The sequence below is a fragment of the Microbacterium rhizophilum genome (assembly GCF_039605615.1).
Lineage (GTDB): Bacteria > Actinomycetota > Actinomycetes > Actinomycetales > Microbacteriaceae > Microbacterium > Microbacterium rhizophilus.
This window is the reverse complement of the sequence record NZ_JBCNUN010000001.1, coordinates 522,423-536,797: the sequence shown is the minus strand read 5'-3', so window position 1 is coordinate 536,797 and position 14,375 is coordinate 522,423. Positions and strand designations below refer to the sequence as shown.

The 14,375-nt window shown below is 71.5% G+C and carries 12 protein-coding genes; 3 read left to right on the top strand and 9 right to left on the bottom strand.

Annotated elements, in window-relative coordinates:
- Positions 1-49: 49 nt before the first annotated feature.
- From paaZ to AAD528_RS02700, 3 genes are read right to left on the bottom strand one after another with little or no spacing between them, the layout of a single operon-like run.
- Positions 50-2,113, bottom strand: coding sequence for a phenylacetic acid degradation bifunctional protein PaaZ (gene paaZ / locus AAD528_RS02710; RefSeq protein ID WP_345750488.1), 2,064 nt, complete (start codon positions 2,111-2,113; stop codon positions 50-52).
- Positions 2,110-2,970, bottom strand: a complete 861-nt coding sequence (locus AAD528_RS02705) for a 3-hydroxyacyl-CoA dehydrogenase family protein (protein ID WP_345750487.1) — start codon at positions 2,968-2,970, stop codon at positions 2,110-2,112. Before AAD528_RS02705 ends, paaZ begins: the two co-directional genes overlap by 4 nt.
- A complete protein-coding gene (locus AAD528_RS02700; protein ID WP_345750486.1) occupies positions 2,967-3,704 on the bottom strand; it encodes an enoyl-CoA hydratase/isomerase family protein in 738 nt (245 codons plus the stop codon). Before AAD528_RS02700 ends, AAD528_RS02705 begins: the two co-directional genes overlap by 4 nt.
- 105 nt (positions 3,705-3,809) lie before the next feature.
- On the opposite strand from AAD528_RS02700, the gene AAD528_RS02695 reads away from it, so the two are divergent.
- A complete protein-coding gene (locus AAD528_RS02695; RefSeq protein ID WP_345750485.1) occupies positions 3,810-4,391 on the top strand; it encodes a TetR/AcrR family transcriptional regulator in 582 nt (193 codons plus the stop codon).
- Positions 4,392-4,477: 86 nt separating this feature from the next.
- Here the strand turns inward: AAD528_RS02695 and lipA are convergent, their stop codons facing one another.
- Together lipA and lipB are read right to left on the bottom strand one after the other, a co-directional pair.
- The gene (gene lipA, locus AAD528_RS02690; RefSeq protein ID WP_345750484.1) at positions 4,478-5,467 is read right to left on the bottom strand and encodes a lipoyl synthase; all 990 of its coding nucleotides are present in this window, start codon (positions 5,465-5,467) and stop codon (positions 4,478-4,480) included.
- Positions 5,464-6,108 carry a lipoyl(octanoyl) transferase LipB gene (gene lipB, locus AAD528_RS02685; RefSeq protein WP_375339567.1) on the bottom strand — a complete coding sequence of 215 codons (645 nt, stop codon included), beginning with the start codon at positions 6,106-6,108 and terminating at the stop codon, positions 5,464-5,466. The genes lipA and lipB overlap by 4 nt, the downstream gene beginning before the upstream one ends.
- 105 nt (positions 6,109-6,213) lie before the next feature.
- Here lipB and ffh point away from each other — a divergent pair, with 105 nt between their 5' ends.
- Positions 6,214-7,767 (top strand): signal recognition particle protein, encoded by a 1,554-nt coding sequence (gene ffh / locus AAD528_RS02680; protein ID WP_345750483.1) that lies wholly within the window; start codon positions 6,214-6,216, stop codon positions 7,765-7,767.
- Between the two features lie 75 nt (positions 7,768-7,842).
- On the opposite strand, the gene glpK is transcribed toward ffh, so the two are convergent.
- The 3 genes from glpK to AAD528_RS02665 all read right to left on the bottom strand — a co-directional run bounded on the left by glpK (position 7,843) and on the right by AAD528_RS02665 (position 11,935).
- On the bottom strand, positions 7,843-9,357 hold the full coding sequence (gene glpK / locus AAD528_RS02675) for a glycerol kinase GlpK (RefSeq protein WP_345750482.1): 1,515 nt from the start codon (positions 9,355-9,357) through the stop codon (positions 7,843-7,845).
- A 20-nt stretch (positions 9,358-9,377) separates the two neighbouring features.
- Positions 9,378-10,130: an MIP/aquaporin family protein gene (locus tag AAD528_RS02670; RefSeq protein ID WP_345750481.1), complete on the bottom strand. Its 753-nt coding sequence runs from the start codon at positions 10,128-10,130 to the stop codon at positions 9,378-9,380.
- Between the two features lie 83 nt (positions 10,131-10,213).
- Complete coding sequence (locus AAD528_RS02665) at positions 10,214-11,935, bottom strand: glycerol-3-phosphate dehydrogenase/oxidase (RefSeq protein ID WP_345750480.1); 1,722 nt, start codon at positions 11,933-11,935, stop codon at positions 10,214-10,216.
- Between the two features lie 85 nt (positions 11,936-12,020).
- On the opposite strand from AAD528_RS02665, the gene AAD528_RS02660 reads away from it, so the two are divergent.
- Positions 12,021-13,010 carry a sugar-binding transcriptional regulator gene (locus AAD528_RS02660; protein ID WP_345750479.1) on the top strand — a complete coding sequence of 330 codons (990 nt, stop codon included), beginning with the start codon at positions 12,021-12,023 and terminating at the stop codon, positions 13,008-13,010.
- Between the two features lie 4 nt (positions 13,011-13,014).
- Here AAD528_RS02660 and AAD528_RS02655 read toward each other — a convergent pair whose 3' ends face one another.
- The gene (locus AAD528_RS02655; protein WP_345750478.1) at positions 13,015-14,196 is read right to left on the bottom strand and encodes a glutamate--cysteine ligase; all 1,182 of its coding nucleotides are present in this window, start codon (positions 14,194-14,196) and stop codon (positions 13,015-13,017) included.
- Positions 14,197-14,375: the final 179 nt, after the last annotated feature.

The following is a 14,375-nucleotide window of genomic DNA, read 5'->3' as shown; positions in this document are numbered from 1 at the left end:
TGAGCGCCGGCGCGAAGCGTCGGTCGAGCGATCGATCACGCTCGGTGCACTACCCCGCGGAGCGGGAAGAGGAATGCGACTTCGAGACGAGGGTGAGGACGTCGTAGGTCGCGACCGTCTCGTCCCTCTGGTTCGTCAGGACCACGTCCCAGTGCACCTCGCCGTACTCGTCGGTCTCGCGCGGGATGATCTGCTTCGCCGTGAGCGCGACGCGGATCCGGTCGCCGGGGGAGACGGGCGTGAGGAAGCGCAGGTTCTCCAGGCCGTAGTTGGCCAGCACCGGGCCGGGCTCGGGCGAGACGAACAGCCCCGCCGCGAACGACACCAGCAGGTACCCGTGCGCGACGCGTCCGGGGAAGAAGGGGTTGGCGGCCGCGGCGTCCTCGTCCATGTGCGCGTAGAACGTGTCGCCCGTGAACTCCGCGAAGTGCTCGATGTCGGCCAGCGTGACCTCGCGCTCCTCGGACACGACCCGGTCGCCGATCCGCAGCTCCTCGAGCGGCTTGCGGAACGGGTGCACGCCGTCCGACACCACGCGGGCGCCCGTGTGCCACACGCCCGTGACGGCCGTGAGCATCTCGGGGGAGCCCTGGATCGCCGTGCGCTGCATGTAGTGGAACACGCTCCGGATGCCGCCCAGCTCCTCGCCGCCGCCCGCGCGGCCGGGGCCGCCGTGCACGAGCATCGGCAGGGGCGATCCGTGGCCCGTGGACGAGCGGGCGTCGTCGCGGTCGAGCAGCAGCATGCGCCCGTTCGCGGAGGCGACGCGGCGCGTGAGCCCCGCGACGAACGCCGGATCGCCGGACGCCACGCTGGTCACGAGCGACCCGCCGCCGCGGACGACCAGGTCGGCGGCCTGCGCGGGCGTCTCGTACGTCAGCAGCGACGACACCGGGCCGAACGCCTCGGTGTCGTGCGCGCGCGCGGCGGTCGCGTCCGCGAAGCGGAGCAGGATCGGCGACAGGAACGCGCCGTCGCCCTCGGGTGCGTCGAGCGACCCGAGGACGACCGAGCCGCCGCCGTCGACCAGCGCGCGCACCTGGCGCAGCACCTCGTCGCGCTGCTCGAGGGAGGCGAGGGCGCCCATCGTGACGCCCTCCGAGCGCGGATCGCCCACGACGACCTTCTCGGCGATCCGGTTCCGGACGGCCTCGACCAGCTCGTCCGCGGCGGCCGCGGGCACGATCGCGCGGCGGATCGCCGTGCACTTCTGGCCGGCCTTGGATGTCATCTCGGTCACGAGCTGGCGCACGTACGCGTCGAACTCCGGCGTGCCGGGCGTCGCGTCGGGGCCGAGCACGGAGGCGTTGATCGAGTCGGTCTCGGCGTTGAAGATCACACCTCCCCGCTGGACGGCGTCGTGGCGGCGCAGCCCGTCGGCGGTCGACGCGGATCCGGTGAACGAGACGACGTCGCCCAGGCGGGCGTGGTCGAACAGCTCGCGGACGGATCCGGAGACGAGCTGGACGGATCCGGCCGGCAGCAGCCCGGATTCCACCAGGATGCGCACGAGGTGCTCGGTCACGTACGCCGTGGGCGTGGCGGGCTTGATGACGCTCGGCATGCCCGCGAGGAACGCGGGCGCGAGCTTCTCGAGCGGGCCCCACACGGGGAAGTTGAACGCGTTGATCTGCACCGCGACCCCGGGCAGGGTCGTGCGGATGTGACGGCCGAGGAACGAGCCGTCCTTCGCGAGCACCTCGAGCGGCCCGTCCAGCTGCACGTTCGTATGCGGATACGGCGCGTTGGGAAGCTCGCGCCGGCCCTTGCCGGAGTACGCGAACAGCACGCCGATGCCGCCCTCGATGTCGACCCACGAGTCGTTCCTCGTGGCACCCGTGCGGTACGACAGCTCGTACAGCTCCTCCTTGCGCTCCAGCAGCGCGAGCGCCATCTGCTTCAGCAGCACCGCGCGCTTGTGGAAGGTCAGCGCGCCGAGGCTCGCCTGACCCACGGTGCGGCCGTGCTCGAGCGCCGCGCCGAGGTCGAGGCCCTCGCTCGACACGGTCGCCACGATCTCGCCCGTCGAGGCGTCGCGCACCTCCGCGCCGCTCGTGCCCTCGGCGGGCTGCCACCAGGCGTCCTGCACGTGGCTCTGCAGCATGCGGGTCATGTCTCCTCGTTCCATTCGTAGAAGCCGCGGCCGGCCTTCCGGCCGATGCGCCCCTCGGCGACCATGTCGCGCAGCAGCTGCGGCGGGGCGAAGCGCGGGCCGAGATCGCGCTCGAGCTGCTCGGCGATGCCGAGCCGCACGTCGAGCCCGACGATGTCGGTGGTCTTGAGCGGCCCGGAGGGGTGCTTGTACCCGAGCTCCATCGCGAGGTCGATGTCCGCGGCGCTCGCGACGCGGTCCTCGACCATGCGGATCGCCTCGAGCGCGATCGCGACGCCGAGCCGGCTCGACGCGAAGCCGGGGGAGTCCCGCACCGTGATGGGCGTCTTGCCGAGCGCGCGCACCCAGCCGCGGGCCGTCTCGGGCAGCTCCGCGGCGGTCTCCGCGCCCACGACGATCTCCACGAGCGTCGAGGCGGGCACGGGGTTGAAGAAGTGCAGGCCCAGCAGCCGCTCGGGACGCTCGAGCGTCTCGGTCAGGTGCGCGAGCGGGATGGAGGACGTGTTCGAGGCGAGCACGGCGTCGGCGGCGAGCTGCGCCTCGACCCGCGCGAGCGCCTCGAGCTTGAGGTCGAGGTCCTCGGGCACGGCCTCGATCACGAGTCCGTGCAGACCGAACGCGGCCGCGTCGGTCGCGACCGTGAGGCGGCTGCGCAGCTCGGCCGCGCTGGCGTCGACGCCGCGCGCGATCGACCGGTCGATGCTGTGCGCGATCCGCGCCCGGGCCGCGTCCGCTGCGTCCTGGTCGCGCTCCACCACGGTGACGTCGGAGCCCGCGAGGAGGAACGCGTGGGCGATCCCGCCGCCCATGCGTCCGCCGCCGAGCACGCCGACGCGGGCGGGTGTCGTGTCGCTCACTTCCTCTTCCTCTCGAGGAAGGCGGTCATCCGGCGCTCCTTCTCGGGGCTCTCGAACAGCACGGCCTGCTCCTCGAGGTCGATCGCGGGGTGGGCGTCGCGCGGCGCGAGCAGCGCGCGCTTGGTCGCCTGGGTCGCGGCGGGATCGAGCGCGGCGATCCGCGTCGCGATCCGCTCGGCCTCGACGAGGGCGTCGTCCGGCTCGAGCACGCGCGTCACCAGACCGGCCGCGAGCGCCTCGTCCGCGTCCAGCACGCGACCGGTGAGCAGGAGCTCCGCGGCCAGCGGCTCGCCGACGATCTCGCGCAGGCGCCACGTCGCGCCCGCGGCCGCGATGATCCCGAGCCCCGTCTCCGGGTTGCCGATCTTCAGGGCCGGGGTGCCGATCCGGATGTCCGCGGCGTACGCGAGCTCCGCGCCGCCGCCGAGCGCGTAGCCGTCGATCACCGCGATGACGGGCATGGGCAGGTTCCGGATGCGCTCGAAGCAGCGCGTGTTGATGCCCGCGAGCGCGTCGGACGCGCGGCGCTCGCGCAGCTGCGCGATGTCGGCGCCCGCGGCGAACGTGCCGCCCGCGCCGGTCAGGACGAGCGTGCGCGGCTCGCGTTCGAGATCCGCGCAGAGGTCGTGCAGGGCGTCGACGAGCTCCCGGTCGATCGCGTTCCGCTTCTCGGGGCGGTCGAGCGTCGCCCGCACGTGCGTGTCTCGCGCGTCGAGGCGCAGGGACTGGCTCATCCGGGTGACCTCCTCGTCGCCGATGTTCTGACCGCTTGGTCAGTATGAGCCAGGATAGGCGGACGTCGCGGGGTGGCGCAAACGCCGCGGCCCTACGCTGGATCCATGCGGCGTACTGAGCGCGACGAAGTGACCTCCCGCGCCGGGCGGCCCAGGGCGTCGTCGCGCGAGGTGCTCGCCGAGGCGGCGAGCGAGCTGTTCCTCGAGCAGGGCTACGAGGCGACCTCGATCGCCGAGATCGCGGCGCGCGCGGGAGTGAGCCGCTCGAGCTTCTTCAACTACGCCGCTTCCAAGGGCGCGCTGCTGTGGGGCGGCCTCGACGAGCGGATCGACGCGCTCGAGGACGCACTCGAGCGCGCGACCCCCGCCGCGGCGGTGCGCGCGCTCGCCCACGACTTCGCGCCCGACGCCCTCGCCCTGGCCCTCGCGAACGCCGAGGCCATGGGCCTCGTCGCCGAGCTCGAGCGCGAGGCGGCGCTGCGTCGCGCGCGCATCGGCCGTGTCGTCGCCCGGGCGCTGCGCCGCCGCGGCGCCGACCCGCTCGCGGCGGAGGTCGGCGGTGCGGCCTACGGCGGCGCGGTGCTCGCGGCGGTGGAGCGCTGGTCCCTCGCGGGCCCGGGCCGCAGCGACCTCGCCGCGACCCTCGACGCCGCGCTCGACGCGATCCGCGCGATCCCGCTCGACTGATCCGCCGGCTTCTCCGGAGATGCCGCGTTCTCAGGTCCCGAACCCGCGGATCCGGTCCTGAGAAGCCGTGATCTCCGGAGAACGCGTCACACGGCCTGAAGGAACCCCGCCTCCGCGCCCTCGGCGATGTGCGCCAGGTGGGGCGGGATCTCCCGGCCCTTGGACAGCATCGACTGCGCCCACAGGCGGCCCGCCCGGTACGACGAGCGGACGAGCGGCCCCGCGAGCACGCCCAGGAAGCCGATGCGCTCGGCCTCGACCTTGAACTCCACGAACTCCTGCGGCTTGACGTAGCGCGCGACGGGGAGGTGACGCGGCGTCGGGCGCAGATACTGCGTGATCGTGATGATGTCGCAGCCGGCGTCGTGCAGATCCCGCAGCGCCGAGACGACCTCCTCCGGCTCCTCTCCCATGCCGAGGATCAGGTTCGACTTGGTGATCAGGCCCGCCTCGTGCCCCTGCGTGATCACGTCCAGCGAGCGCTCGTACCGGAACGCGGGGCGGATGCGCTTGAAGATGCGCGGCACGGTCTCGACGTTGTGCGCGAACACCTCCGGGCGCGCGTCGAAGATCTGGCCGAGGAACGCGGGATCCGCGTTGTGCTCGTTCGCCAGCAGCTCGACGCCCGTGTTCGGGTTCAGCTCATGGATCCTCCGCACCGTCTCGGCGTTCAGCCACGCGCCCGTGTCGGGGAGATCGTCGCGGGCCACCGAGGTCACGGTCGCGTACCGCAGGCCCATGGTGCGCACCGACTCGGCGACGCGACGCGGCTCGTCCGTGTCGTAGTCGGCCGGCTTGCCCGTGTCGATCTGGCAGAAGTCGCACCGGCGCGTGCACTGCGAGCCGCCGATCAGGAACGTCGCCTCCCGGTCCTCCCAGCACTCGTAGATGTTGGGGCAGCCCGCCTCCTGGCACACCGTGTGCAGGTCCTCGCCCTTCACGAGCGACTTGAGCGCCTGGTACTCGGGCCCCTGCTTCGCGACCGTCTTGATCCACTCGGGCTTGCGCTCGATCGGGGTCTGGGCGTTCCGCACCTCGAGGCGCAGCAGCTTCCGGCCGTCCGGAGCCGCGGTCATGCCGCCACCGCCGGCTCGAACGCCGCCGTCAGCGCGGCGGACACCGGATCCAGGACGTCGCGCGGCGAGATCCGCTCGCCCTGCACCGCGCTGATCGTCGTGACGCCCGCGTCCCGGATGCCGCACGGCACGATCGCGGCGAAGCCGTCGAGCGCGTTGTCGCAGTTGATCGCGAACCCGTGCATGGTGACGCCGCCGGCGACGCGCACGCCGATCGCGGCGATCTTCGCGGGGGAGGCGTCGGGGCGTTCGACCCAGACGCCGCTGCGCCCCTCGACCTGCACCCCGGCCACCCCGACCGCGGCCAGCGCGGCGATCAGGGCGCGCTCCAGCCGGCGCACGTGCCCCACGACGTCGTTCGGCTCCGGCAGCTTCACGATCGGGTATCCGACGAGCTGTCCCGGGCCGTGCCAGGTGATCCGGCCTCCGCGATCGACCTCGATCACCGGTGTGCCGTCCGTCGGCCGGTCCTCCGGCTGCGTGCGCACGCCCGCCGTGTAGACGGCCTCGTGCTCGAGCAGCAGCAGCGTGTCGGGGCGCTCGCCCGCGCGCACGTCTGAGTGCACGCGGCGCTGCAGCTCCCACGCCTCGAGGTAGGGGACGTACGCCGGCGCCAGGCCGACCCGGACGATGTCGAGCATGCGGATCCCTTCGCGGAGATTTCTGGACCACGTCCAACAATACGGCGAGCGAGAGTTCGCGCGCGCAGAAGGCGTGCGGATCCGCGCCGGTAGAATCGGAGGATCATGGCTACCTTCGGCACGCTCTCCGACCGCCTCACCGAGACCTTCCGCAACCTCCGCACCAAGGGCAAGCTCTCGCCGGCGGACGTCGACGGCACCGTCCGCGAGATCCGTCGCGCCCTGCTCGACGCGGACGTCGCGCTGACCGTCGTGAAGGAGTTCACCGCGAAGGTGCGCGAGCGCGCGCTCGGCGACGAGGTCAGCCGCGCGCTGAACCCCGCGCAGCAGGTCGTGCAGATCGTCAACGAGGAGCTCGTGGGCATCCTCGGCGGCGAGCAGCGCCGACTGCAGTTCGCGAAGAACCCGCCCACGGTCATCATGCTCGCGGGCCTGCAGGGCTCGGGAAAGACGACGTTCGCCGGCAAGCTCGCGCGCCAGCTCGAGAAGGACGGCCACACGCCGCTGCTGGTCGCCGCCGACCTGCAGCGTCCCAACGCCGTGAACCAGCTGCAGGTGGTCGCGGAGCGCGCCGGCGCCGCCATCTACGCGCCCGAGCCCGGCAACGGCGTCGGCGACCCCGTGAAGGTGTCGCGCGCGGGCGTGGAGTTCGCGAAGCAGAAGCAGCACGACGTGGTCATCATCGACACCGCCGGACGCCTCGGCGTGGACGCCGAGCTGATGAAGCAGGCCGCCGACATCCGGAAGGCGACGGATCCGGACGAGGTCCTGTTCGTGATCGACGCGATGATCGGTCAGGACGCGGTCAACACGGCCAAGGCGTTCCAGGACGGCGTCGACTTCACCGGCGTGGTGCTCTCGAAGCTCGACGGCGACGCGCGCGGCGGCGCCGCGCTGTCGGTCGCCTCGGTCACCGGGCGCCCGATCATCTTCGCCTCCACCGGCGAGGGACTCGAGGACCTCGAGCCCTTCCACCCCGACCGCATGGCGAGCCGGATCCTCGACCTCGGCGACATCCTGACCCTCATCGAGCAGGCCCAGCAGGCCTTCGACGAGGAGGAGGCGGCCAAGGTCGCCGAGAAGTTCGCGAAGGACCAGTTCACGCTCGAGGACTTCCTCGAGCAGATGCAGCAGCTCAAGAAGATGGGCTCCATGAAGAAGATGCTCGGCATGCTGCCGGGCATGGGCCAGATGAAGCAGCAGCTGGACGACTTCGACGAGCGCGAGATCGACCGCACCGAGGCGATCATCCGCTCGATGACGCCCGGCGAGCGGCAGAACACCAAGCTGCTGAACGGATCGCGCCGCGCCCGCATCGCGCGGGGATCGGGCATGACCGTCACCGACGTCAACCAGCTCGTGAACCGCTTCGAGCAGGCCGCGAAGATGATGAAGACCGTCGCGCGCGGCGGCACCCCCAACATCCCCGGCATGGGTCCCGTGCCCGGCATGGGGCGCCCCGGCGGATCGTCCAAGCGCGGCAAGCAGGCCAAGAAGAGCGGATCGCGCTCGGGCAACCCCGCCAAGCGCGCCGCGGAGAACGCGGGCCTCGCCGCCCCGCAGCAGCCCACCGGCTCGGGCTTCGGCCTCGGCGGCCAGAAGGCGCCGAGCGAGGCCGACCTGGCGGAGATCCAGAAGCTCTTCGGCGGGGGTCGCTGACGCCGAGTTGACCGCCCGCACAGCGGAAGGCGGCCCCGGGATCCGATTTCCGGGGCCGCCTTCGTGTTCAGCTGGTCACTTCACGTCGTCGTCGACCCAGTCCATCGACTTCGTGACGGCCTTGCGCCACAGGCGCAGCTGACGGTCGCGCTCGGCCTCGTCCATGCTCGACTCCCAGCGCTTGTCCTCCTGCCAGTTGGCCGACAGGTCCTCCAGGCCCGACCAGAAGCCGACCGCGAGGCCCGCGGCGTAGGCGGCGCCGAGCGCCGTCGTCTCCGCGACCACGGGACGGACGACCGGCACGCCGAGCACGTCGGCCTGGAACTGCATGAGCGCGTCGTTCGCGACCATGCCGCCGTCGACCTTGAGCTCGGTGAGGTCCACGCCCGCGTCCGCGTTGACCGCGTCGATCACGTCGCGCGTCTGGTACGCGACCGCCTCGAGCGCGGCCCGCGCGATGTGGCCCTTGTTCGCGTAGCGGGTGAGGCCCACGATCGCCCCGCGCGCGTCCGGGCGCCAGTACGGCGCGTACAGACCCGAGAACGCCGGCACGAAGTACACGCCGCCGTTGTCCTCGACCGTGGTCGCGAGCTTCTCGACCTCGGGCGCCGACGAGATGATCCCGAGCTGATCGCGCAGCCACTGGATCAGCGATCCGGTCACGGCGATCGATCCCTCGAGCGCATAGTGCGTCGGCCCGTCGCCGAGCTTGTACCCGACGGTGGTGAGCAGCCCGTTCTTCGAGTGGACGATCTCCTCGCCCGTGTTGAAGATCAGGAAGTTGCCCGTGCCGTAGGTGTTCTTGCTCTCGCCCGTCTCGAACGCGGCCTGACCGAACGTCGCCGCCTGCTGGTCGCCGAGGATGCCCGCGATGGGCGTCTCGCGCAGCAGCGAGGAGCTCTCCGCCGCCCCGTAGACCTCGGAGGACGAGCGGATCTCCGGCATCATCGAGCGCGGCACGCCGAACGTCTCGAGGATGTCGTCGCGCCACTCGAGCGTCTCGAGGTCCATGAACAGCGTGCGCGAGGCGTTCGTCACGTCCGTGGCGTGGACGCCGCCGTCCGTGCCGCCCGTGAGGTTCCACAGCACCCACGAGTCGGTCGTGCCGAACATCAGGTCGCCGGCCTCGGCCTTCTCGCGCGCGCCCTCGACGTTCTCGAGGATCCACACGATCTTGGTGCCCGAGAAGTACGTCGCGAGCGGCAGGCCCACCGTGGGCTTGAAGCGCTCGACGCCGCCGTCCTGCGCGAGGCGGTCCACGATGCTCTGCGTGCGGGTGTCCTGCCACACGATCGCGTTGTAGACGGGCTTGCCGGTCGTCCGGTCCCACACCACCGCGGTCTCGCGCTGGTTCGTGATGCCGACGGCGGCGATGTCGTGCCGCGTCAGGTCGGCCTTCGCGAGCGCGACGCCGATGACCTCCTGCACGTTGCGCCAGATCTCGAGCGGGTCGTGCTCAACCCAGCCCGGCTTGGGGAAGATCTGCTCGTGCTCCTTCTGTCCGGTGGAGACGATCGAACCCTTCTTGTCGAACACGATGGCGCGACTCGACGTCGTGCCCTGGTCGATCGCGATGATGTAGTCAGCCATGGGATTCTCCTTCGAATGGGTCAGGCGAGGCTCAGGAGCAGGGGCGCGGCGAGAGCGGCGAGCGCACCGCCGATGAGGGGACCGACGACCGGGACCCACGCGTAGGACCAGTCGCTCGAGCCCTTGCCCTTGATCGGCAGGATCGCGTGCGCGATGCGGGGGCCGAGGTCGCGGGCGGGGTTGATCGCGTAGCCGGTCGGACCGCCGAGGGACGCGCCGATGCCGACGACGAGCAGGGCGACGGGCAGCGCGGTGAGCGGGCCGAGACCGCCGGGGACGCCGACCTCCACGTCGCCGTAGTCCGCGAACGCGAAGATGACGAACACCAGCACGAACGTGCCGATGATCTCCGTGACGAGGTTCCATCCGTACGAGCGGATGGCGGGGCCGGTCGAGAAGACGCCGAGCTTGGCGCCCGGATCCTCCTCCTCGTCGAGGTGCTGCTTGTAGGCGGCCCACGCCAGCACGGCGCCGACGATCGCGCCGACGAGCTCCGCGAGCGTGGCCACGAAGAACTGCGGGGCGTCGATCGTGCCGCGCAGCAGCAGGCCGAGACCGACGGCCGGGTTCAGGATGGCGCCGGAGTACGCGGACACCAGCACGCCGGTGAACACCGCCAGGCCCCATCCCCAGTTGATCATGAGGAATCCGCCGCCGAAGCCCTTGGCCTTGACCAGGATCGCGTTGGCCACGACGCCGGCGCCCATCAGGATCAGCATCGCGGTGCCCACGAGCTCGGACAGGAAGTAGAGCCCGAGATTCACATCTTGCATGTCTTCATCGACCTTTCAGATCGTCACGCGACAGCCATGTCGCGTGCGGGGGATCCGGGACGGCGGGCACCGTCCCGGAGGTTTCAGGAGGAGGCCTCGGGCACGGCCACGCCGTGTCGATCGGCGAGCAGGGCCCGCGTGGAGGCGATCTCGTCCCGGCGGCGCGCGTCGTCCCAGCCCAGCAGGGGGGCCAGCGCCGTCGCGATCTCGTCCAGCGCCTCCGCCGTCGCGCCGCCCGTGAACGCGACCGCGGTGCGCCGCAGCACGACGTCCGACAGATGCACCACGTGCTCGCGCTCGACCATCCAGCTCAGCTCTCGTGCCGAGAGCGGGCTATGCGCGAACAGCTGCTCCTCGCCGCCGCCCTCCATGTCCACGATGTGCGTCCACACGTCCGCGGCGCGCGTGCCGTAGCGCTGCATCAGGCCGATCGCGCGCTTCAGCTCGACGCCGGGCAGGTGAAGGCGCATCCACGCGTCGCGATCCGCCACGGTGCGGGGGTAGTCGCGGCCGCCGCCGATCGTGCGGCCCGCGGTGCGCACGCGCCGCCGCCGCCCGAGCAGGTCGAGCACGGTGTCGGTGAGCGACTCGCCCAGCGCGCGGAACGTCGTCCACTTGCCTCCCACCAGGCTCACGAGCGGAGTCGACGTCGAGCGGTCGACCTCCACGCGGTAGTCGCGCGAGACGAAGCCGGGAGCCGTGTCCTCGTGACGGGGGAGCGGGCGGATGCCCGAGAAGCGGAACACGATCTGGCTGCGGTCGACCGCGATCGACGGGAAGACGTGGTGGATGAGATCGAAGAAGTAGTCGACCTCCTCCTCCGTGCACACGACCGGCTGGGCGGGATCCGCGTCGATGTCCGTCGTCCCGACCAGCACACGTCCCTTGAGCGGGTAGATCAGCACGATGCGGCCGTCCGAGTGCTCGAAGAAGATCTCCCGGCCGTCCGTCGCCTTCAGCAGCTCGGGGTGGTCGAGCACGATGTGCGAGCCCTTGGTCCCGCCCATGAAGCGGGTGGACGTGCCGAGCGCGGCGTTCGTGAGGTCGGTCCACGGGCCCGAGGCGTTCACGACGACGTCGGCGACGATCGTGAACTCGGTGCCGGTCTCGAGGTCGCGCAGCACGACGCCGTCGTCCGTTCGGCCGATCGCCTCGACGTAGTTCAGGGCGTGCGCGCCCTCGTGGGAGTCCAGGCCGTCCTGCAGCACGTCGAGCGCGAGCCGCTCGGGGTCGTGCATCGAGGCGTCGAAGTACGTGGCGGTGTACTTGATCCGCGGGTCGAGCTGGGGCAGCTCCTGCAGCGAGCGCTTGCGGCGCAGGAATCGGTGCCGGGGGACCGTGCCGCCCGCGCGCGAGAACGTGTCGTAGATCGTCAGGCCGACCTTGATGAGGAACGCGCCGCGCTCCTGGGGCTTGCCGCTGCGGTGCGTCAGGAAGCGCAGCGGGGCCGACAGGATGCCCGAGAACGTGGAGTAGATCGGGATCGTCGTGCGCAGCGGCTTGACGTAGTGCGGGGCGATCTTCAGCAGGCCGTTGCGCTCCTGCACCGACTCCTTCACGAGGCGGAACTCGCCGTTCTCGAGGTAGCGGATGCCGCCGTGGATCATGTGGCTCGAGGCCGCCGAGGCGCCCGAGGCGAAGTCTCCGCGCTCCACCAGCAGGGCGTCCACGCCCTGCAGGGCCAGGTCGCGGAAGGTCGAGATGCCGTTGATCCCGCCGCCGATGACAAGGACCGAGGTGCGCCCGCTCTCTCGGGCGGCGGTCACGTCGGGCCTCTCGGCCGGCTGGGGCAGATGATCCGTCATCGGCGCGTCCTCTCGTGTCGACTCCCAGAGTGGTCCGTCGGGCACATCGTCGCAATCGCAGTGCACGAACGTGCACAATGGCCTCATGGCCGACCTCGCGGAAGTCCCGAGCGCCCCGCGCGGGGGCCGCCGCGGGCGGGCGGCCGCCGCCCTCGCGGCATCGCAGAAGTACTACATGCAGGACATGACGATGGAGGCGATCGCGAGCGAGCTCGGGGTGTCGCGCTCGTCCGTCTCCCGGCTGCTCGCGTACGCGCGCGAGAGCGGGATCGTGGACATCCGGATCACGTCCCCCGTGGAGGGCGGCAGCGCGCTGGAGCGCGAGATCCGGGACCGCTTCCTCGTGTCCGCGCACGTCGTGCCGATGCCGAGCACGGTGAGCGAGGTCGACCGCCTGGAGCGGGTCGCGATGACTGCGGCGCGGCTGCTGCCGCAGTTCGTCGACTCGCACATGACGGTCGGCGTGGCGTGGGGATCCACGCTCAGCGCGCTGAGCCGGCATCTGCCCTCGAAGGAGCTGCACAACGTCACGGTCGTGCAGCTGAACGGGGCCGGCAACATGCAGACCACCGGCATCGAGTACGCGAGCGAGATCCTGCAGCGCTTCGGCGAGGCGTTCGGCGCGCGCGTGCAGCAGTTCCCCGTGCCGGCGTTCTTCGACGATCCCGCCACCCGCGCCGCGATGTGGCGCGAGCGCAGCACGCGCCGCGTGCTCGAGATCCAGGCGCGCATGGACCTCGCGGTCTTCGGCGTCGGCTCTCCCGCGGCCGACGTGCCGAGCCGCGTGTACGCGGGCGGCTACCTCGATCGCGACGACTTCCGCAGCCTCGCCGAGGACCACGCGATCGGCGACGTCGCGACCGTGTTTTACCGCGCGGACGGCACGTGGCGCGACATCCGCGTGAACGCCCGCGCGACGGGCCCCGACCTCGAGCGACTGCGCCGCGTGCCGCGTCGCGTGTGCGTCGCGGCGGGCGTGCACAAGGCCGCGAGCCTGCGCAGCGCCATGGCGGCGCGCCTCGTCACCGACGTGGTCGTCGACGAGGCGCTCGCGCGCGACCTCGTCGCGACCTGATCCGTCAGGCCTCCGACACCGGATCTATGCGGCCCAGCCCGACGCGCTCGCGCAGGGTCGGACCGTTGCGGAACTCGCGGATGAGGGAGCGCGCCACCTCGCGGAGGTCGCCGTCCGCGGCATCCGCGACCGCGATCTGGCGCTGGTAGCTGGCGCCGCGGTCCAGGATCGACCCGATCTCGGCGAACTCGTTCGCGCACTTCAGCTCCGTCGCGATCGGCTGGAGGCGGTCCAGGGTCTCGCGGATGTGCTCGCGCACGGGCACCTGCGCGCCGTCGCGGTCGACGATCACGTCGGCGTCCAGGCCATAGCGCGCCGCGCGCCACTTGTTCTCGCGCGTGAACCAGGGCTGCAGCGCCGGCAGCTCGCGCCCCTCGTCGAGGTCGCGCGAGAACGACTCGACGAGCGTCTGCACGAGCGCGGCCATGGCGGCGAGCTCGGGGAGGGTCGACAAGCCGTCGCACGCGCGCACCTCGATCGTGCCCCAGTGGGCCGCGGGGCGGATGTCCCAGCGGATCTCGGTCGCGTCCGCGATGACCCCGGTGCGGGTCATGTCGTCGATGTACGCCTCGTACTCGGCCCAGTTCTCCAGCTGCCACGGCAGGCCGGTGGTGGGCAGCTGCTGGAACACGAGCGCGCGGTTGGACGCGTACCCGGTGCGCTCGCCCGCCCAGAACGGGCTCGAGGCGGACAGCGCCTGCAGGTGCGGGATGTAGCCCGTGAGCGCGTGGATGGTCGGGAACACCTTCTGCACGTCGTCGACGCCGACGTGCACGTGGATGCCCCAGATCATCATGTTGCGACCCCACCACTGGGTGCGCTCGATGAGCTTCTCGTAGCGCGTCTTCTCGGTCACCTGCTGGTCGAACCAGCGCGCGAAGGGGTGACTGCCCGCGCACAGCAGCTCGATGCCGAGGGGATCCGTCTGCCGCCGCACCGCATCGATCGCGTCGGAGATGTCGTCCACCGCGGCCGCGACGGTGTCTCCCACGCCGCTCGTGACCTCGATCGTGTTGGTCAGCAGCTCCGCCGTCACGGTGTGGCGCTCGAGCGCCGTGTCCTCCTCGAGGGCGGGCATGATCTCGGGGGCGCGGCCGACGAGATCCCCGGTCTCCTCGTCGGCGAGCATGAGCTCCCACTCGATGCCGACGGTGGAGCGGGCGGACTTGGCGAATGCGATCGTCATCCGCTCAGTGTGCTGGCCGCGACACCGGGCGGCAAGCTGTTCGCGACCCCCGGTTCGATCTGGCAGAATGGAGGGTCGGACCGGGTGCTCGACCCTCTATCCAGCACTCGATGTCCTCCTCTTGAGCTTCCGCCGGAGTGCACCCCACTACCTGGCGACTGGTTCGTCTCGCTTTACAC